Here is a 20546-nt window from a genome sequence, read left to right as displayed (position 1 = left end):
CGGCCATAGCCCTGCATATCGGCACCTCGACGCCCGACTTGAGCGCTATTGGAGTGCTACTGCGCCGCCCGACGCAGCGTTTCGACGACCGGTCGGCGCAACACCTCGCGCAGGCCCCACCATCCAGCGGCCAAGGCCAACCCGGCACCGGCCCCCATGCCCGCCAGCGGCACCCAGGGTGAAGGCGCCCAATGGAATTCGAAGGCATAGCGGGCCAAGGCCCAGCCCACGGCGATGGCGGCCCCCGCGGCCAAGGCACCTGCCAACGCCCCCACCCCGATCAGCTCGGCACGCTGCACCTGTGACAGCAAGCGACGCCCCGCCCCCATCGCCCGCATCACCGCGAACTCCCGCTCACGGGCCTGGCGGGTGGCCACCACGGCGGCAAACAGCACCACCACCCCGGCCGCCAGCGTGAAGCCGAACAAAAATTCCACGGCACGAATGACCTGGTCGAGGACCCGCTGCACCTGCGCGATCGACGCCGAAACATCCACATTGGTGATGTTGGGAAACTCCTGGATCAACGCATGGTCGAAGCCGGGCTGCGGTGGCGCCCGGAATGCCGCGATGTAGGTGGTCGGCAATTCGTCCATGCGGCTGCGCGGAAACATCGCAAAGAAGTTCACACGCATCGACGCCCAATCGACGCGGCGCAGGCTGGTGATGCGGGCCTGCACCGGCATGCCGGCCACATCGAAGACCAGCACGTCGCCCAGACGCAGACCGAGGGTCCGCGCCAGCCCTTCCTCGACGCTGATCTCGTCGGCGGCCTCGGGCACCCATTGGCCGGCGGCCAACACATTGTGCCGGGGCATGTCCGCGGCATGGCTGAGGTTGAACTCACGATCGACCAAACGGCGTGCACGCTCCTCCGCGTAGTCCTCGGGGCTCACCGGCCTTCCGTTGATGCTGATGAGCCGACCGCGAATCATCGGATACCAGTCGAAGCCCTGCACGCCGGCCTGCGTGAGCCGTTCCCGGAAGGACTCGGCCTGCTCCGGCTGGATGTTGATCACGAACCGATTGGGCGCATCCGGCGGCGTGGCCTGGCGCCAACTGGCAATCAGGTCGGTGCGCAGCAACACCAACAGCACCAGCGCCAGCAATCCCACGGCCAGGGCACAGACCTGCAGCACGGCAAAGCCGGGACGGGCAGCCACTTGGCGCGTGGCCAGGCGCAGCCAGCGCGGCACCTGCATGGACACCACGATGCGGCGCAACAGTTGCACGGCCAACCAGCCCGCCAAGGCGAACGATGCCATCGCCGCGGCAAAGCCCCCAACGGCAATCAGACCCAAGCGCACATCGCTGGAGGCGGCCACCAACAAAGCGGCAAAGCCCAAAGCCCCGGCGACCAGCACGCTCAGAGAAGCCGGTCGCAGTTCCCCCATCTCGCGGCGGATGACGCGCAACGCCGGCACCTGAGCCAGCTGCAACACCGGCGGCAGGCCGAATGCGCACAACAAGGTCAAGCCCACCCCCAGGCCAAAGATGACAGGCCACAGGCTGGCCGCCGGCAAGGTGGCCTCGATCAGGTCACTCAACAGGACCACGAAGACATGGTGCACGGCATAGCCCACCATCACGCCCAGCACGCTTGCCACGGCCCCCACGACGCCGAACTCCAGGGCATAGCTCCAAGCGATGGCGCGCTGCGGCAGCCCCAGCACCCGCAGCATCGCGCAGTCGTCCAGGTGGCCAGAAGCGAAGTCCCGCGCGGCAATGCCCACGGCCACCGCTGCCAGCAAGGCGGCCAGCAGCGCGACCAAGTTCAGGAAGCGTTCGGCACGATCCAAGGTCTGGCGCATCTCGGGGCGGCCGTTGTCCAGGGACTCCAGACGCACGCCACGCAGTCCCTGCGTTTCGAGATAGGAATGCGCCCAAGCGAGGTAGCGTGCAACCTCGGACTCCCGCCCCGGCGGCGCAGCCACGGCCAACCGATACGTGACTCGGCTGGCCGGCTGAATCAGCGCGGTGGCCGCCAGGTCGGCCTCATGCAGCATCACCCGCGGTGCGAAGGCCATGAAGCCTGCCCCTCGATCGGGTTCGAGCGTGATCACGCGGTCGATGCGCAACGCAGCTTCCCCCAGCAGCAACATGTCGCCCACGCTCAGCTGCAAGGCTTCGAGCAAGGCCGCATCGACCCACACACTGCCCTGCGCAGGCCCTCCCTGGGCGGCTGCATCGGCTTGGCCGGGCGCAGGGGCAGTGCGCACGCGGCCACGCAGCGGGTAGCCCTCGCTCACGGCCTTGACCGCCACCAGCCGGGTCGCCCCACCGCGCGCTTGCGGCGCGCGCGCCATGCTGGGAAAGGTCACCGTGCGGGCCACACGCAAGCCCTGCGCGTGCGCGCGTTCGACGAATGCCTGCGGCGTGGGGTGGTCGCTGGCCACGATGGCATCGCCCCCCAGAAGCTGAGCCGCATCGCGCTGCAGGCCGCTTCTGAGCCGGTCGGCAAAAAAGCTCACCGCGGTGAGCGCTGCCACGGCCAGCATCACGGCCACCACCAACAACCGCAACTCCCCCGCGCGAAAGTCGCGCCAGGTCTGACGCAGGGCAAGAGACACCACGGATGGCAACATGGTAGACATCGGAGTTCGATCGTCGGCAACGATAGCCGAGCCCGGGGCCGGGCACCACCCTGGGGTCTTTTGGCAAGGCCAGACGCGGCCACGGTTGTGAACGGTTCTGAATGCGATCATCAAGCCGACTCAATCCCAAGCCGCCGGCCACATGCTTCACTGCGCAGATGACGACCTCGACCCTGCCGCCGATCTTTCTGTCTCACGGCTCGCCGCTGATCGCTGTGCACCCCGGTGACACCGGCGCCTTCTTCCGCCGCCTGGGGCCCGTGCTGGAGCAGGCCTTCGGGCGGCCACGCGCCATCCTTGCCGTCTCGGCGCACACCACCACCCGCGAGCCCGTGCTGCTGGCCGCAGCGCGGCACAGCACCATTCACGATTTTTGGGGCTTTCCCCAGGCGCTGTACGAACTGCGCTACGACGCACCGGGCGACCCTGCCGTGGCCCAAGCCGCCTCGGACTGCCTCCGTCAGGCAGGCATCGCGCACCGCGTGCTGGCCGAGGGCGGGCTCGATCACGGCATCTGGACGCCCCTGATCCATGCCTGGCCGAAGGCCGACGTGCCCATCGTGCCGCTGTCGCTGGTGCCCTCGGAGGCTGCGCCCGCCATGCACTGGGCCATCGGGCAGGCGCTGGCTCCCCTGACCCGGCAAGGCGTATGGATCCTTGGCACCGGCAGCCTCACCCACAATCTGTCACTGGCCCTTGGCGGCGGCCGCATCGAAGATCGGACCGAGACCGCCGAGTGCGCCGCCTTTCGGGATTGGGTGTGGCAACGCACGCAGGCCCGCGACTGGAGCGCACTGCTCGAATACCGGCAGCAGGCGCCGCATGCCGCCCTGATGCACCCGACCGACGAGCACTGGCTGCCGTTTTACGTGCCCGCCGGCGCCGGCGGACGCCAAGCCGCGCCGGTACGCATCCACGCCGGCGTGACCTACGGGTGCCTGGCCATGGATGCTTACGCCTTCGGCCCCGAGGCCCATCGACTGGCACAGGCCTTGGGCTGCCAGGCAGCCCATTGAACGCCGCGCCCTCGGACTACACGCCGCTGCGCCGCCACCCCCCTGCCGCTCAACCGCCGATCAACCGCTGTGGCTGGCAAAGCATGCATCGAGCCGTTCGATCCAGCGCGCTTTGGCCGACGCATCGGCAAAGCTGGCCTCCAGGCTGTTGCGCGCCAGGGTATACGCATCGCGCAGCTGCAGCGAAGGCAAGGCCGCGAAGGTCTCGACGAAGTTCTGGTGCAAATAGCCCCCGAAATACGCCGGATCGTCGGAATTCACGGTGGCCATCAGGCCCGAGGCCAGCAACTGGCCCAGCGGGTGGTCGGCCAGCCGCTCGACGACACACAGCTTGACATTGGACAGCGGACACACCGTCAGCGGCACACGCTCGCGCGCCAGGCGCCGCACCAAATCGGCATCCTCCAGGGCCCGCACCCCATGGTCGATGCGCTCGACCTTCAACACGTCGAGCGCACTGCGCACATAGGCCGCGGGGCCTTCCTCGCCCGCATGGGCCACCAGATGCAAACCCAGCTCACGGCAGCGTGCAAACACCCGTGCGAACTTTTCCGGCGGATGGCCGCGCTCGCTGCTGTCCAGGCCCACCCCGATGAAATGGTCGCGCCAAGGCAAAGCCTGCTCGAGTGTCTCGAACGCCTCGTCTTCGCTGAGATGCCGCAAAAAGCACATGATGTAGGCGCTGCTCAAGCCCAGCTCCCGCGCAGCGGTCTCACGCGCCCGTGTCAACCCACGCATCACCGTCTCGAAAGACACGCCACGCGCGGTGTGGGTTTGCGGATCGAAGAACACCTCGGCATGGACGATGCCGTCGGCCACGGCCCGGCGGAAATAGGCCATGGCCATGTCAAAGAAATCCTCCTCCTTCAGTAACACACTGGCCCCAGCGTAGTAGATGTCGAGAAAGCTCTGCAGATCGGTGAAGGCATAGGCCTGTCGCAGGCTCTGGACATCGGGGTACGCCAGCGCAACGCCATTGCGCTGGGCCAGCTCGAAGATGAGCTCGGGCTCCAAAGAGCCTTCGATGTGAATGTGCAGCTCAGCCTTGGGCATGTCGCGCAGCAGCTGAGCCATCGCATCGGCGGGCAGAGTCGGTGGGGTGGTCATGGTTGGGTTCTCACAGGGCACAGGACTCAACTGTCGCACGGGTGACGGCCGGGGTGCGGGTTCGCCCCGCCGCCCAGGTGACACCGCGGTCGCACCCGGCGATGGAATCATGCCGCAAGCCCCGCCCACGACGGCACGATGATGACCCAAGACACCGCCATGTATCGTCAACTTTCTCTCGTGCGCCGCCACATGCGGCGCTGCTGCACTGTGGTGCTGATGCTCACGCTGGCGGCCTGCGGGGGCGGCGACCGCCCAACGGCGCCGCCCGATCCGACGCAGGCCCTGACGACCGCCGGGGCCGTGCGCGGTCAGCTCGACGGCAACCGCTCCATGGTGCAGTTCAAAGGCATTCCCTATGCCGCCGCCCCTGTCGGGGCGCTGCGCTGGCGCCCCCCGCAGCCTCCCACGCCCTGGACCGGTGAGCGGCCAGCCACGAATTTCGGTCCGGCCTGCGCGCAGCCTGCCAGCGCCTTCGGGACGAGCGAGCCGACCGTGAACGAAGACTGCCTCACGCTCAATGTCTTTCGGCCGACCGCCCCCGGACCGCATCCCGTGATGGTATGGATCCACGGCGGGGCGTTCTACCTCGGCACCAGCGCCGGCTATCCCGATGTGTCGAGCCTCGTGGCGCAGCAGGTGGTCGTGGTCACATTGAACTATCGCTTGGGCGCCTTGGGTTTCATGGCTCACCCGGCCCTCAGCGCGGAGCAAGGCGGGCATTCCGGCAACTACGGACTGATGGACCAGCAAGCCGCCTTGCGCTGGGTGCGCGACAACATCGCCGCCTTCGGGGGCGACCCCCGCAACGTCACGATCTTCGGCGAGTCGGCGGGCGGCTTCAGCGTGCTGTCGCACTTGGCCGCGCCGGGATCGGCCGGGCTGTTTCACAAAGCCATCGTGATGAGCGGCGCCTATGGCCTGGATCTCCAAGACACGCTGAGCCTGTCGGAAGACAAGGGCCGCTCCTTGGCCCAGACCGCGATGGGCCTGGTCACGGGCGCAGGCGGCCCGGCCTGCGACACCAGCACGGTCGAATGCCTGCGCAGCCTGCCGGTGCAGGCCTTGCTCGGTGCTCAAATGACCGTCTACCCGCGCGGCCCGGTGCCCAGTGTGGACGGCCGGGTGCTCGACGCCTCGGTGCGCCAAAAGATTTGGGCAGGCACCCACCACGCCGTGCCGGTGATGCAAGGCAGCACGCGCGACGAATACCGCCTGTTCGCAGCCTTGAACGAGCTGGGCGGGGCTGCACCACTGACCCACTCGACGCTGTCGGCTGCCATTCAAGGCTTGGGGCTGCCCGCACCGTTGGCCGATGCGTTGGCCGCGGCCCCCTATCACCCATCACGCTATGAAGACAATGCCAGCTTTGCCTTTGCCGCCGTGGGCACCGACCTGGTCTTTGCCTGCAACGGGCTGAACGTGTCTCGGCGTCTGGCCTCGAGAGGCCATGCAGTCTACGCCTATGAGTTCCGGGACCGCAGCGCCCCCGAAGTCTTGCCTGCGGTGAGCTTCCCACAAGGAGCCGCCCATTCCGCAGAGCTGCAATACCTGTTCGACATGCCGCGCCCGCTCGATGCCGCCCAAACGAGCCTGAAACAGGCCATCGTGCGCTACGTCACCCGCTTCGCCCGCGACGGCCGCCCCGATGTCCCTGGCCTGCCCGCATGGCCGGCGTTCCGTAGCGAAGCGCCCATCTACATGGGCTTGGACCTGGCCTCCGGCGAAGGCATCGCACCGCACGCCCAGTTTGCGGCCGAGCACCAGTGCGACACGGTCTGGTCCAGCCTGAACGACGACTGACATTCACGCACGACCTTCAGGGAGGAACACAACGCCCGCCCGCGGCGGGGCTCCCAGGCGCGAGCCGAGCAACGCGCCAGTGCGGGCCACGCAAGGAGCGGGCCATGCAAGGGGCATTTGGAAGGCAGGCGCACGCCGCGACTCAGGCTTTCAGAAACACATCCCAATCGGGCGCGAAATTGGCATGCAAAGGCAACAAGGCGCCTCCCAACGCGCGCGCGTCCGAGCCGATGCTGCCGCTCAGCAAGCGAGGCGGTGCTTGCAACCCCTCCCAGCTGTACGCGGCCAGCGCCTGCTCGGTGCAGGCGATCAACTCGGACAGCAAGGCCGGCGCGACCGCCCCATCGATCACCACGGCGGGCAGATCCAAAAACGCCACGCCCGACACCACGCAGTGAGCCAGCGCCAGCGCAGCATGATCGAGCCATTGCCGAGCGTGTTGGCGCCAAGGTTCTTGCAGCGCACGATCGTCATAAGCGGCCATGGGATCGAGCCCATGTTCGCGCAAGCGCTGCTCCAGATCCCACAGCGAGGCCCGACTCAGCAACTGCGGCGGCCGCTCGGACGCCCGGCCATCGGCGGCAGCCAGCGGCAACGAGGCCACCGCGCCGGCATTGCCATGCTCGCCGCGATGCAAGCGCGAATGCAACACCAGCCCCCCACCGATAAAGGTGTCGAGAAACAGGTACAGAAAGCTGTGGACGTCTCGCCCTTTGCCCTGCAGCAGCTCGGCCACGCACGCCGCCACCGTGTCTTTGGCAAAGCTCACCGGCAACGTGGTCATGCGCTGCACTTCGGCAGCCAGATCGAGATGGTTCCAGGCGTCGGATTGCGCTTCGGTCAGGCCGAGCATGCGGTGCCACCCGCCCAGTTGGAAGGGCGCGGCCACGCCCACCCCGACCACCCGTGCAGCCAACGGCCCCAGCCGATGCAACAACTCGTCGAGGTTGGATCGGATGGTCGGCAACAGGGTCTGGGCCTCGGGAAAGGCATAGGCCACGCTGATGCGTTCCCGCACCCGCCCGGTGAAGTCCACCAAGAGCCAGTCGGCGCTGCGACGCGCGATCTTGATACCGATGGCAAAGGCACCGTCGGGGTTCAAGCCAATGGGCACCGAAGGCTGCCCCACCCGGCCGCGCACTGGTGCACCGCGGGTGATCAAGCCGTCTTCGTCGAGGCGGGCGATGATCATGCCGATGGTCTGTGCCGTCAGGCCGGTGAGTCGGGCCAGATCCGCTTTGGCCAGCTGGCCATGCGTGCGCAAGGCTTGCAGCACCACGCGCTCATTGAACTGGCGCAAACCGACCTGGTTCGATCCGCGCGGGCGCAAGGGGTGTCCCGCGGCATCGGCGAGGGCAGGTGGAAGCTCGGGGGTAGGGCTCACGGTGAGAAAGTGTGGCACGTGGAATCCCGGCACGCAGGCGTCGGGCCTCAGGGGCGCAAAGGCCTGCCCAGCACGCCCTTGCGCAACAGAAAGTTGCCCCAGGGCTCCAGTTCGCCGGTGACGACGATGGCATAGGCCCGTTGGACCCTCTCATAGAAGGCATAACGCTCCACCGCCTCGGCCTGTTCCTCACGCAGGCCGTGGCGCGCCAACACGGACAGGGATTCGCGCTGCAGGGCCGAGCGGTAACCCGGCTCGGTGCCGGCCACCTGCATATAGGCCACCGGATGCGGCACGTCCTCGGCCAAGGGCAGCACACTGAGCACTGCCTCGAGCGTGCGCAGCATGCCCACGCCGGGCAGACGCACCACCGGCTTGCCCGCGCCCAAGCTCATGGCGGTGAAGTGGGCATCGGCCAAGACCACCGCATCATCATGGCCCATTTCGGCCAGCAGCTTGAGCAGCTCGGGGCTGAGCAAAGGATCGATGCCTTTGAGCATAGGGGGCCTCAAGCCAGGCACTCGGCCGGAATGTCTTCAGGGGACATCGCACCGGTCATCACGGCCACGGTGTCGCTCATGCTGATCTTCTTGGGATCGACCACCGCGGCGCGCTTGCCCAATCGGGCGATGTGGATGCGGTCGGCGATCTCGAACACATGGGGCATGTTGTGGCTGATCAAGACCACCGACAAACCCCGATCGCGCACGCGACGGATCAGCTCTAGCACCATGTTGCCCTCTTTGACCCCCAGCGCGGCAGTGGGCTCGTCCATGATGACCACATGCTGCGCAAAGGCCGCCGCACGAGCCACCGCCACGCACTGGCGCTGCCCGCCCGAGAGCGTTTCCAGCGCTTGTGTCATCGACCGGATGCCGACTTTGAGCTCGCTCAGGCGCGCAATGCTTTCTTCGAGCATCTTTTTCTTGTCGATGGCCTGAAACCAGCGGCCCCACCACCCCGGCCGGCGGATCTCGCGGCCGAGGAACAGATTCTCGGCAATCGTCATGGCCGGGGCCACGGCCAAGTCCTGATAGACCGTCTCGATGCCGGCCCGACGCGCGTCGATCGGACTGCGAAACTGCACTGGGCGGCCGTCGAGATGGATCTGCCCTTCATCGGGTTGGATCGCCCCCGACAGACATTTGATGAGCGAAGACTTGCCCGCGCCGTTGTCGCCGATGACGGCCAAGATTTCGCCCGCGCGCAGCTCGAAGTCCGCCCCATCCAGGGCCGTGACCTGGCCGTACCGCTTGACCAGCCCTTTGGCCTGCATCACGACAGAGGGCTTGCGATCGGTGCTCATGATCAACGCACTCCTTTGCGTGACATTTGGTCGGTCAGGACCGCAAGGATCACCAAGATGCCGGTGACCAAGATCTGATAGACCGAGGACACGCCCATGAGCGTCAGGCCGTTGCGAAACACGCCCACGATCAACGCCCCGACCAAGGTGCCCAGCACCACGCCGCGTCCGCCAAACAGACTGGTGCCGCCCAGCACCACGGCCGTGATGGCGTCCAGATTCTCGGTCTGACCGGCATTGGGGTCGCCCGCGCCGATGCGTGCGACTGACAGCAGCGAGGCGATGCCGTAGAACACGCCAGCCATCAGGTACACCCCCAGCAGCACCTTGTCGGTGGAAATGCCCGTCAAGCGCGTGGCTTCGGGGTTGTTGCCCACCGCATAAATGTGCCGGCCGGGCGCGGTCTCGCGCAAATACAGCCAGGTGATCAGATACAGCGCCAGCATGAGCACCACGCCATAGAGGATGTGGGCTGAGCCGATGCGAAAACTCTCGCCCAGCCAGGTCAAGCCCGCGGGCACCTCGGTGATGGTTTGCGAGCCCGAGTACAGCTGGGTGATGGCAAACGCGATGTTGAGTGTGCCCAAGGTGACGATGAACGGCGGCAACTTGGCCTTGGTGACCAACAAACCGTTGATCAGGCCAAAGAGCGTGGTCACGGCCATGCCCAGCGCAAAGGCCACCGGCGCAGACAAACCATGGTCAGCCGCCGTCTTGGTCATCACGATGGCCCCCAAGGCCATCACCATGCCGCACGACAGATCGATGCCTGCGGTCAAGATGATCAAGGTCTGGCCAATCGCGATCGTGCCAACCACCATCACTTGTTGCAGGATCAGCGAGAAGTTTTGTAAGGTCAAAAACCGCTCGCTTTGCGTCGCAAAGAAGGCGCAGGCGCACACCAGCGCGATGAACGGTCCCAGTGCGCCCAAGGGCGGCAGTTTGGTGTGGATGGCAGTCATGGCGATCGGCCCCGTTGGGGCGGTGGCGAAAGTTTGCTAGGCACACCCCACGCGGCCCGCCCACTCGTGCGGGGGCCCCCGACGACGAGCCCGGCAGGCGGCGCGACACAGAGCATCGTTTACTTATTGCCCCAGCACAGGTCCAGCCCCGTTTGGACGTCCTTGCTGTCCACACCGGGCATGGGCTTGGCTGCGATCAGCGTCACACCAGTGTCGGTATAGCCGCTGACTTTCTTGCCCGTCTTGGCGTACTCCACGCCGGCGGCCACCCCCATGGCGGCCATGCGCAAGGGGTACTGCTGGCTGGTGGCCGCGATGATGCCTGCGCCCACGTTTTTCACCCCTTCACACCCCCCATCGACGGACACGATGATCACATCCTTTTCCTTGCCAGCGGCTTTGAGCGCCTTGTACGCACCGGCTGCGGCCGGTTCGTTGATGGTGTAGACGAGGTTGATGTCGGGGTTTTTCTGCAAGCAGTTTTCCATGGCAGTCTGGCCCTTGGCCATGTCGCCGTAGGTGTCGGCCATGCAGGCCACGCCTGCGGCCTTGCCACCGAGTTCATTGCTCTTGGCATCCGGGGCGTTCAGCCCCATGCCCTTGAGGAAGCCGTTGTGGCGCTGTGCGCCCACCGGGTGTCCGGGGAACAGGTCCAAGGTGGCGATCACCGGTTTCTTTTGGCCCAGGGCGACCTTGGCATACTGCCCGATCAGCACACCGGCCTTGTAGTTGTCGGTGGCAAACAAAGCATCCACGGCCGAAGGCGGGTCGGTCGGGCTGTCCAGCGCGATCACCATCACGCCTTGCCGTTGGGCCTTTTTGATGGCCGGAATGATGGCCTTGGCGTCGCTGGGCGTGATCAGAATGGTCTTGGCGCCGGCGGCCACGATGTTTTCCATCGCCGTGACCTGACCAGCATTGTCCCCGTCGGTTTTGCCCGCAGCCACGATCAGCTTGGCGCCCAGCTTCTTGGCTTCGGCCTCGGCGCCCTCTTTCATTTTCACGAAGAACGGGTTGGATTCGGTCTTGGTGATCAGGCCAATGACTGGCTGCGTCTGCGCGAACACAGACCCCATCGCCAAGGCCAGCACGGACGACAGGAAGATGGCTTTGTTCATGGACGGTCTCCTCAGAGGTCAGGTCTGCTCCGCAGCCCTTGCTCGGCCTGGTGCATCAGCACGTGGGATCGGGACGAACCCCGCATCCAGCCGCGGATGGCAGCAACTATAGTTGCCCACATCTAAATAAATCAACTGGATTTAGTTATGGTTTTCCCTGCATCGAGGCCCGAACCCATGATCACGGTGGCCACCGCTGGCGTGGCCCGGATGGACAGGATCGAAGAGGCCGTCGGCCGACGGCGGCCTTGCATGGCGTGGCGGTCTACAACCCCACCTCGCTGACCGGGGTCGGCCTGGATGAAGCTGGCAAGACGAGCTATGGCTTTTGGCGTGGAGGAGTGGCCGACCGCCGAGTCGAAGCAGCCACGATGATCGCCCGGTGCGCAGCCCCCCGGCCTCAAAGCCGAGGGCACCGGCGGCCTGGCCTTGGCGGCGGACAACGGCCACAAGCAGCCTTGGCTACGGAGCCGCGAGCGGCCGCCTGCTGCCGGCCGCCACGCTCCATCGGTGCACGCTCACGGCTGCACGTCCAAGGCCGGCACCACCGTGACCACCCCATTGGTGATGCAGTCACGCCCTTCGGGAGACATCAACACCGCATCCTTGAAGGTCAATGTGGACTGCGCGTTGTCCCAGGCCAGCTCGAGCCGACTGGGGCCGCACACGCCGCCAAGCAGCGGCACATCGACATTGACATAGGCATTGTGGATCACCAAAAAATTGTTGCCCTGCGCCTGTCCTCGCCACGGCAAGGCCAAGGCCGAAATGTGGCGACACAAACCATTGCGACCGAACTCGGCATTGAGCACCGTCAACCGGCCGTCCTCCGTGATATGGGAGACGAACTTCGTGTCACATTCGAGGGTCACGAAACTCTTCTTGTATCGCAACTTGCCTGAGGCGACCACCTCCCCGGCCGGCGTGATCTTCACGGCATGCGCCGCCCCAGCAACTGACATCAGCGCGACAACAGACGCCGCCACGGCGGCGGCACGATGGATGAGATGACGATACATCCCCATGGCTGTCTCCTCATGGTGGGTATTGGAATCGACCGAATGGCCGCAACGCCGAGCGCTTTGGAGTGTTCGCGGCAGCGAACCGCCGCAAAGGCTCAGCGCAACTCACGCCGCAGGATCTTGCCCACGGTGGATTTGGGCAATTCTTCCCGCCGAAACTCGACGATGCGCGGCACTTTGTAGGCCACGAGGTGCCGCCGGCAATGTGCCAACAGCTCGGACTCGGTCAGCCGCGCATCGCTGGGCACGACGATCAGCTTGACCCGCTCGCCGGCCACCGCATCGGGAACCCCGACGGCCGCGCATTCCCTGACTCCGGGATGACGCATGACGACATCCTCGATCTCATTGGGATAGACATTGAAGCCGGACACCAGGATCATGTCTTTGCGCCGATCGATCAGGCGCAAATAGCCTTGCTCGTCCATCACGCCGATGTCGCCGGTGGCCAGCCATCCTTCCGCATCCAGCACTTGGGCCGTGTCATGCGGGCGCTGCCAATAGCCTTGCATGACTTGCGGTCCACGCACACACACCTCGCCCGGCTCGCCGACTGCCGCCCAGCGACCATCCTCGCGACGCAGACGCACCTCGGTCGAAGGCACCGGCAACCCGACCGTGCCGGTGTAGCGCATGTTGCGTGGCTGCGATAGATCGAGGGGATTGATCGTGACGATCGGTGAGCACTCCGTCAGGCCGTAGCCCTCGATCACCGGCACGCCGGTGACTTGCTGCCACCGTTGCGCGATGGCTTGAGGCGTGGCCATGCCCCCGGCGATGGTGAGCTTGAAATCGGAAAAATCATGGCGCCGGAAATCCTCGTTTTCCAGCAAGGCATTGAACAGCGTGCTCACGCCGGCCATGCCATTGAAGCGCTCTTTGCGCAGCACCATCATCACCCGTTTGACGTCACGTGGGTTGGCGATGAGCACATTGCGTCCGCCCAAGCACATGAACAGCAGGCAGTTCACCGTGAGCGAGAAGATGTGATACATCGGCAGCAAGCTCACGTTGGTTTCAACCTGGCTGGTGTCCACGTAATGCCCTCGCCAGGCCAGCGACTGCAGCAAATTGGCAATGATGTTGCGATGGCTGAGCATGGCCCCTTTGGCCACGCCGGTCGTGCCCCCGGTGTACTGCAAGAAGGCCAGGTCCTCTGCTTGCATCCGCACGGGCAATGCTGCACTGCGGCGCAAACCCGACCTCAGCGCATCACGCAGATCGATGGCCTCACGCAGCGAGACGACGCGTCGCTCCTTGGGCGCGGTCAGACGCACCAGCCGATTCACCAGACGGCCCTTCAGATTCAGCCCGTCGGCAAACAGGTCGCCGATGCGGGTGACGACCACTCGTTTGAGTCGCACTTGCGGCAACGCTTCTTGCACCGTGCCGGTGAACAAATCCATCACCACCAGCGTTTCGGCGCCGCTGTCATTGAGTTGATGCGCCAGCTCACGCGCCGTATACAGCGGATTGACGTTGACCACGACCGCCCCGGCGAGCAAGGTGCCAAACAGACACACGGGATACTGCAGGCAGTTGGGCATCATGATGGCCACCCGATCCCCGGGCTGCACGCCCACCGACTGCAGCCAAGCAGCAAACGCATGCGCCAAGTCGCCGCATCGGCGATAGCTCATCGGCGAGCCCAGGCTGACGAAAGCCGTGCGATCGGCAAACTGCCTGACGTTCTCCTCGAACACCTCGGCAATGGACCGATACCGCGTCAGGTCGATGTCCGCGGGAACGCCCGGCGCATACGAGCGCAACCATGGGCGATCCGGATCGACCGTTTGCGCACCGGACACGCCAGTCGCAGCGCCCTCTGGGCCCACCGGTCGGACCGGGGTGGCCGTATCCGCGGCCGCCCCGGCATCGGGCATGGCGACTCGCGCCAGACGAATCCTGGACTCGTTCGTTGACATCACGGATGCTTCTCCTGTCGTCTCGACCGTCCTCATCGACCGGTCAACCACCGGGGGCCACACTCAACGCTCGACCACGGCCACCACGCCCTGGCCGCCGGCCGCACAGATGGAGATCAGCCCTCGGCCCCCGCCGCGCTCGGCCAGCTGCTTGGCCAATTGGGCCAAGATGCGGGCCCCGGTGGCCGCAAACGGGTGTCCTGCCGCCAACGAACCGCCATTGACGTTCAAGCGGTCCATGTCGATGCTGCCCAAGGGGCGATCCAAGCCGAGCCGGTCACGGCAGTATTTCGGGTCTTGCCAAGCCTTGAGCGTGCACAGCACTTGCGCGGCAAAGGCCTCGTGGATTTCGTAATAGTCGAAGTCCTGCAAGCTCCATCCGAGTTTGGCCAGCATGCGCGGCACGGCATACGCCGGGGCCATCAGCAAGCCCTCGGCCGGAGGCGCAATGAAATCCACCGCCGCCGTCTCGGCCAAGCGCAGATAGGCCAATATCGGCAAGCCACGCGCCTTGGCCCACTCTTCGCTGGCCAGCAGCACGCATGAGGCACCGTCGGTCAACGGCGTGGAATTGCCTGCGGTGAGCGTTCCAGCCTGACGATCGAACGCCGGCTTCAAAGCCGCCAGCTGTGCTGCGCTGAGCTGAGCGCGCAAGTTGTTGTCTCTCTGCAGTCCGCCATACGGCGTGACCAAGTCATTGAAGAATCCACGCTCATAGGCGGCATGCAATCGCTGGTGGCTGCGCAAGGCCAGGGCGTCTTGGTCTGCGCGCGAGATGCCCCAGCGCTTGGCCATCTGCTCGCAATGCTCCCCCATGGACAAACCGGTACGCGGCTCTGCAATCTGCGGCAGCGCCGGTGCGAAGAACAGTCCGGGGTTGATGCGCAACAGCTCGCGCAAACGCGCTGCGGTGCCGCGTGCCCGATGGACACGCAGCAGCCGTCGGCGCAGCTTCTCGTTCAGTCCAATCGGCGCATCGGAGGTGGTGTCCACCCCTCCAGCAATGCCACAGTCGATTTGCCCCAGCGCAATCTTGTTGGCCACCAAGATGGCCGCTTGCATCCCCGTGCCACAGGCTTGCTGGATGTCGTAGGCAGGCGTGTCTGGATGCAAGGTGGTGCCCAACACGCTTTCGCGGGTGAGATTGAAATCACGAGAATGCTTCAGTACCGCGCCGGCGACCACCTCGCCCAGGCGCACACCCTGCAATCCGACACGATCGACCAGCCCTCGCAATGCCGCCGTCAGCATCTCCTGATTGGACCGTTCAGCATAAGCGGTGTTCGAGCGGGCAAAAGGAATGCGGTTGCCGGCGACAATGGCCACCCGTCTGGGCGCTTGCAGTGCCAGCATCGTTCACACCTCCCCCAATGCCACACACTCTCCGATGGCATGAATGCGGGAGCCGTCCATCGATTGAACCATCCACGGCCCGGTGCGCGGCCGATCCCTGTGCCACGCGGTGGCCCACAAGGACACTCGCGTAGGCAAGGTCACGGCAGAGCGGAACTCCACATACGCGCGCAGACGAGGCGGCAACTGCCCAAGACCTGCCAGGGCGCGCGCGAAAACCCACATGCCATGCGCGATCGCGGAACGAAAACCAAACATCCGCGCCAGCCAAGCGTGCAAATGAATCGGGTTGGCATCGCCAGAAACCCATGCGTATCGCCTGCCGATGTCGCTGGCCACTTTCCAGGACTCGACCATCGTCATGCCAGCCCAATCGGGCAGCACGAACGGGCGCCAAGATTCCCCCACGGAGGCAGCCTCGGTGCGGCGCAAATACACGTTTTCTCCTTCCCAAACGACATCCGAAGCTTGTTTGACCCGGCATGCCAACACCACGGCCTGACCTTTGGGATGCGACACGAGCCGATCGATCCACACGGCCAGATTCAACTCATCGCCGGGATGCACGGGTCGGATTTGACGCAAACTGCTGGACAAATGCACCAGCCCCGGCAAGGGCCATGGGAACCGTCGATCGAGCAGCAGCGCCATTTGCAAAGGCAGCGACAAGACATGCAGATAGGTCGGCGGCACGTGCCTGGAAAACGCGTAACCGCACACCTTCCCGTAGGCCCGCACGTCACGGGCGCGCACCTGCACGTTGCTCGATTGCACGCCCAGTTCGGGCAAACCGCGCACGTCATACCCGGTGGGCGGCAAGGCGCTATGGTGCCGTCGCGTCCAGGAGGTCATGCCCGCGCGCAGCATCGTCACACCACCCACCCGCCGATAACGCCAGCTCGGCAGTTCCAAAGACGAGCTCGTTTGCGCCACGAAAGCGTTCATCGCTCAAGCTCCCAGCCAATTCTGTCCACACACGCGCACGACCTGCCCGGTGACTCCACCGGAGGCCGGGTGTGCCAACCAAGCAATCGCCTCGGCCACGTCCACCGGCTGGCCCCCTTGGCCCAAGGAGTTCAGACGCCGACCCGCTTCTCGAATGGCAAATGGCATGGCACCGGTCATTTGTGTTTCGATGAAGCCCGGCGCAATGGCATTGATCGTCACGCCATCGGGCGCCAGCCGTGGCGCGTAGCTTTGCACCAAGCCGATCACTCCAGCCTTGGAGGCCGCGTAGTTGACCTGCCCAGCGTTGCCAGCAATGCCGCTCATCGACGACACGCACACCACCCGCGCGCCCCGTGGCAAAGCTTTGAGGGCCACCAAAGCTTCGGTGACCCGCTCCGGCGCCAGCAGGTTGACCTCCATGACACTGCTCCACTGGTCCTCGCGCATATTGACCAGCCGCTTGTCCCGCGTGATGCCAGCGTTGTGCACCATCACGTCGATGCACCCGTCGGCGGCCTTGGCCATGCGGGCCCCGGCATCGGCCGCGGTCACATCCAGCGCGAGGGCCAGCCCCCCAACGCTTTCACACACCCGCCGCAAGGCCGCCTCGGCCGCCGGCACGTCCACCCCGATCACCCGCGCGCCTTCGCGGGCCAGAACGCGGACGATGGCTTCGCCGATGCCACGCGAAGCTCCGGTGACCACCGCCGTGCGTCCCGTCAGCGGGCGAGACCGATCCCAGGTCACGACGGGATCGACCGGTGGATCCACACGCACGACCTGACCCGAGACGAAAGCCGATCGGGCCGTCAAAAAGAAGCGCAACGTGCTCTCCAGCGCCCCCTCGGCCCCCGGGGTCACGTAGATCAGTTGCGCGGTGGCACCTTGCCGAAGCTCCTTGGCCAACGAACGCACCGCCCCCTCCAGGGCACGCTGGGCAATGGCCTGCGCGGTCGTGGCGGTCTGCTGCGGCGGGCGGCCCAGCACCACCACCCGCGCGCACGCCGCCAGCGATCGCACCCTGGGCTGGAAGAAATCGAAAAAGCGTTTGAGCTCGGCGCTACTTTGGACGGTGGTGGCATCGAACACCAGCGCATGCAAGCCTTTGACGATGTCCACGCGCGCGGGGGACACCACATTGGCGCCCAAGCCCTCCAGCATGCCGATCAAACGATCGCCCAGGGCGCTGCCAGGGGAGGTATCGACCATCACGGGGCCCGGAAATTCGGGCTCATGCGGCTGCCAACGGCGCAGCACGGCCGGTTGTGGCAGTCCGAAGGCGCTGATGACGCGCCTGCCCAAGGCGGAATTGGCGAAATGCACATAGCGGTCGGCCACCCCGGACGCGCGCTCATGCGAGCGCAGCGCTGGATGAGCCCCCACCGAAGATGCCGGCGTGGAGGTGGAGCCTTGCGAATAGGTGTTCATAAGCGTTGGAAGTCTGGATCGTTGCTTCAAGCGGCCATGCGCGCAGGATCGGCAAGAGCCTGCTGGCGCCGCTGCAAGTCGGCCAACAAATTGAAGTCCTGCGGGAAGTCATCCACCATCAGGGCAATCTCACAGTGCTGCGCGTATTGCTCCAGGAGGGCGAGCTCCTGTGCGTCGATCAGCTTGAGCTGCTGCGCCTTGCGAGCCCAGGCAGGCCACTGCCGCAAGTCCTGCGGCACGGGCCCCAAGGTCACCAGCGCCCCTTGCTCGCGCAAGCGCTTCTCGATCTGCATCACCCGCGGATGCAACGCAAAGGCCAGCTCACCATGCGCGATTTCATCGACCTGCGGGCTGGGGACATACGAGCCGGCCAACAAGCGGTCGCGCGCTTGACCCGGCGTTTGCACATACTCCGCGATGCGGATCAGCTCGCGATCGGACGGACGGAAGTCGGGCACGCCCCAAGGCGCAATCCATCGATGCAGCAAACGACCGAGCCAGCGCACCGGATGGTTGAGCAGCACCTCGTCCAGAGCCCGCCAAGCGCGGGTGAGGGCATCTTGCACCGCCCAGTGCACCAACGGCAAATCCTCGACCCGACGGCCCTCGTCCTCATAGCGCTTGAGCGTGGCGCTGGCCATCAACAGTTGCGACAGCACATCGCCCAATCGCGCTGTGACCAACTCGGCGCGCTTCAGCCGTGCGCCCAAGGAAAACATGGAGGCGTCGGAGACCAAGGCCAAAGCCGTGGCAAGCCGGGTGGCGGCCGGGTAGTAAGGCTTGAGCTCGGAGGCAGCACGCCGTGGCGCTCTCAACAGCCGCCCGCCGGTCCACCCATCGATCCAAGCCCGCACCGCGTTGCGCAGCATGAATCCCGCATGCCCCCACACGGCCTCATCGAAGGACTGCAGCGCCACGCGCTCATCCGACTGAGACGCCGCCTGCAGCTCACGCAACACCCATGGATGGCAGCGGATCAATCCTTGACCAAAGATGATCAAGCTGCGCGTCATGATGTTGGCGCCCTCCACCGTGATGGCGATGGGCAGCTGCTGCCATGCACGCGCGATGAAGTTGTGCGGCCCCATGCAAATGCCCTTGCCGGCGACCACGTCCATCGCGTCGGAGACGACCATGCGAGCACGCTCGGTCACATGGTATTTGGCAATGGCCGACAGCACCGAGGGACGCTCGCCCAGATCGACGGCCAGTGCCGCAAAGCGCCGCGTCGCATCCATGGCATACAAGTGGCCTCCCATGCGACCGAGCACTTCCTGAACGCCTTCCATCTTGCCGATCGAGGTTTTGAACTGACGCCTCAATGCGGCATACGCGCCGGTGGTGCGCACCGCGAGCTTGCCGACTCCGACATTGGACGACGGCAGCGAAATGCAACGCCCCGCGGCCAGACACTCCATCAACATGCGCCAGCCTTGACCGATCTGTTGGCGCCCGCCGATGACCCAGTCCAGCGGGATGAAGACATCCTTGCCCGAGGTCGGACCGTTTTGGAACACGGCGTTGAGCGGCCAGTGACGGCGACCGATGTTCACGCCCGGGTGGTTCGTGGGAATCAGGGCACAAGTGATACCCAAGTCTTTTTTGTCCGAGAGCAAGCCATGCGGGTCTTGCGCCCGGAAGGCCAACCCCAGCACCGTGGCGATCGGCGCCAGCGTGATGTAGCGCTTGTTCCACGTCAGAGAAAAGCCCAAGACTTCGCGCCCTTCGTGCATGCGCTTGGTCACGATGCCCACGTCGGGAATGGAGGCGGCATCCGAGCCCGCATACGGACTGGTCAACGCAAAGCACGGGATCTCCTCGCCGCGCGCCAAGCGCGGCAGGTAGTAGCGCTTCTGCTCCTCCGTGCCGTAATGCAGCAAGAGCTCGGCCGGGCCCAAAGAGTTCGGCACCATGACCGACACCATGGCCGCCGAGCAGCGGGTGGCCAGTTTCATCACCACTTGAGAATGCGCATAGGCCGAGAAGCCTTTGCCCCCATATTCCTTGGGAATGATCAAGCCCATGAAGCCAGCCTGTTTGGCATACGCCCAGGCTTGCGGCGACATGTCTTGCCAGATCTGCGTGGTTTCCCAATCATTGGCCAGATCGCACAAGCGCTCGACTTCGTTGTCGAGGAAAGCCTGCTCCTCGGCCGTCAACCGTGGCGCCGGCATCAACAGCAGCCGATCCCAGTTGGGGCGACCGGAAAACAGATCGGCCTCCCACCACACCGTCCCGGACTCGATGGCTTCACGCTCGGTGGCCGACATCGACGGTTGGATGCGGCGAAAGACGCGCAACAACGGCTTGGACAGCCAGCGACGCCGCAGCGGCTTGACCGTCAAGACGGCCAGCGGTAGCACCGCCACCACCGCCGCGACGATCACCCCCCGAACGCCCAAGGCCCCAGTGGCGTATGCACCTACGGTCCACGCCAGGGCATACATCAGCGCCCACCCCACCGACGCCCCGGCGTAGATCAAGAGCAACCACCCGAGCGGCAATGCGGCCACGACGGCCGCAACGAAGCCCACATCCATCATGTCGCAAGTCCTCTGTGCATTGGAGTGTTGAAAGGCT

15 protein-coding genes are annotated in these 20546 nt (G+C 65.4%); 2 read left to right on the top strand and 13 right to left on the bottom strand.

What is annotated here, in order from left to right:
• Positions 1 to 56: 56 nt before the first annotated feature.
• The gene (locus CTA01S_RS07450; protein ID WP_157451325.1) at positions 57 to 2585 is read right to left on the bottom strand and encodes an ABC transporter permease; all 2529 of its coding nucleotides are present in this window, start codon (positions 2583 to 2585) and stop codon (positions 57 to 59) included.
• A 167-nt stretch (positions 2586 to 2752) separates the two neighbouring features.
• Between CTA01S_RS07450 and CTA01S_RS07445 the strand changes: the two genes are divergently transcribed.
• Positions 2753 to 3610 (top strand): DODA-type extradiol aromatic ring-opening family dioxygenase, encoded by an 858-nt coding sequence (locus tag CTA01S_RS07445; RefSeq protein WP_062193939.1) that lies wholly within the window; start codon positions 2753 to 2755, stop codon positions 3608 to 3610.
• A gap of 60 nt (positions 3611 to 3670) precedes the next feature.
• On the opposite strand, the gene CTA01S_RS07440 is transcribed toward CTA01S_RS07445, so the two are convergent.
• Positions 3671 to 4717 carry an adenosine deaminase gene (locus CTA01S_RS07440; RefSeq protein ID WP_062193936.1) on the bottom strand — a complete coding sequence of 349 codons (1047 nt, stop codon included), beginning with the start codon at positions 4715 to 4717 and terminating at the stop codon, positions 3671 to 3673.
• A 138-nt stretch (positions 4718 to 4855) separates the two neighbouring features.
• Here CTA01S_RS07440 and CTA01S_RS07435 point away from each other — a divergent pair, with 138 nt between their 5' ends.
• Positions 4856 to 6520, top strand: coding sequence for a carboxylesterase/lipase family protein (locus CTA01S_RS07435; protein WP_062193932.1), 1665 nt, complete (start codon positions 4856 to 4858; stop codon positions 6518 to 6520).
• Positions 6521 to 6662: 142 nt separating this feature from the next.
• Here CTA01S_RS07435 and CTA01S_RS07430 read toward each other — a convergent pair whose 3' ends face one another.
• The 11 genes from CTA01S_RS07430 to CTA01S_RS07380 all read right to left on the bottom strand — a co-directional run bounded on the left by CTA01S_RS07430 (position 6663) and on the right by CTA01S_RS07380 (position 20509).
• Positions 6663 to 7850, bottom strand: coding sequence for an ROK family transcriptional regulator (locus CTA01S_RS07430; RefSeq protein ID WP_019560010.1), 1188 nt, complete (start codon positions 7848 to 7850; stop codon positions 6663 to 6665).
• A 101-nt stretch (positions 7851 to 7951) separates the two neighbouring features.
• The gene (locus CTA01S_RS07425; RefSeq protein WP_019560009.1) at positions 7952 to 8404 is read right to left on the bottom strand and encodes an RbsD/FucU family protein; all 453 of its coding nucleotides are present in this window, start codon (positions 8402 to 8404) and stop codon (positions 7952 to 7954) included.
• 8 nt (positions 8405 to 8412) lie between these two features.
• Positions 8413 to 9210 (bottom strand): ATP-binding cassette domain-containing protein, encoded by a 798-nt coding sequence (locus CTA01S_RS07420; protein ID WP_019560008.1) that lies wholly within the window; start codon positions 9208 to 9210, stop codon positions 8413 to 8415.
• A 2-nt stretch (positions 9211 to 9212) separates the two neighbouring features.
• Positions 9213 to 10172, bottom strand: a complete 960-nt coding sequence (locus CTA01S_RS07415; protein WP_062193929.1) for an ABC transporter permease — start codon at positions 10170 to 10172, stop codon at positions 9213 to 9215.
• A 119-nt stretch (positions 10173 to 10291) separates the two neighbouring features.
• Positions 10292 to 11290 carry a sugar ABC transporter substrate-binding protein gene (locus CTA01S_RS07410; RefSeq protein WP_062193924.1) on the bottom strand — a complete coding sequence of 333 codons (999 nt, stop codon included), beginning with the start codon at positions 11288 to 11290 and terminating at the stop codon, positions 10292 to 10294.
• Between the two features lie 518 nt (positions 11291 to 11808).
• On the bottom strand, positions 11809 to 12315 hold the full coding sequence (locus CTA01S_RS07405; protein WP_019560005.1) for a PraA/PraB family alkane oxidation protein activator: 507 nt from the start codon (positions 12313 to 12315) through the stop codon (positions 11809 to 11811).
• Positions 12316 to 12407: 92 nt separating this feature from the next.
• Entirely contained in the window at positions 12408 to 14195 is a 1788-nt protein-coding gene (locus tag CTA01S_RS07400; RefSeq protein WP_157451324.1) for an AMP-binding protein, read from the bottom strand.
• A gap of 105 nt (positions 14196 to 14300) precedes the next feature.
• Positions 14301 to 15590, bottom strand: coding sequence for an acetyl-CoA C-acetyltransferase (locus tag CTA01S_RS07395; protein WP_062193916.1), 1290 nt, complete (start codon positions 15588 to 15590; stop codon positions 14301 to 14303).
• Between the two features lie 3 nt (positions 15591 to 15593).
• Positions 15594 to 16535, bottom strand: a complete 942-nt coding sequence (locus CTA01S_RS07390) for a MaoC family dehydratase (protein WP_062193912.1) — start codon at positions 16533 to 16535, stop codon at positions 15594 to 15596.
• A 3-nt stretch (positions 16536 to 16538) separates the two neighbouring features.
• Positions 16539 to 17876 (bottom strand): 3-oxoacyl-ACP reductase, encoded by a 1338-nt coding sequence (locus CTA01S_RS07385; RefSeq protein ID WP_062194099.1) that lies wholly within the window; start codon positions 17874 to 17876, stop codon positions 16539 to 16541.
• Between the two features lie 116 nt (positions 17877 to 17992).
• On the bottom strand, positions 17993 to 20509 hold the full coding sequence (locus tag CTA01S_RS07380; protein WP_062193895.1) for an acyl-CoA dehydrogenase: 2517 nt from the start codon (positions 20507 to 20509) through the stop codon (positions 17993 to 17995).
• Between the last annotated feature and the right edge of the window lie 37 nt (positions 20510 to 20546).

Origin of the sequence: Caldimonas taiwanensis NBRC 104434, from assembly GCF_001592165.1 — a bacterium.
In the GTDB taxonomy this organism is placed as follows: Bacteria; Pseudomonadota; Gammaproteobacteria; order Burkholderiales; family Burkholderiaceae_C; genus Caldimonas; species Caldimonas manganoxidans.
This window is presented reverse-complemented; position numbering and strand designations above follow the sequence as displayed.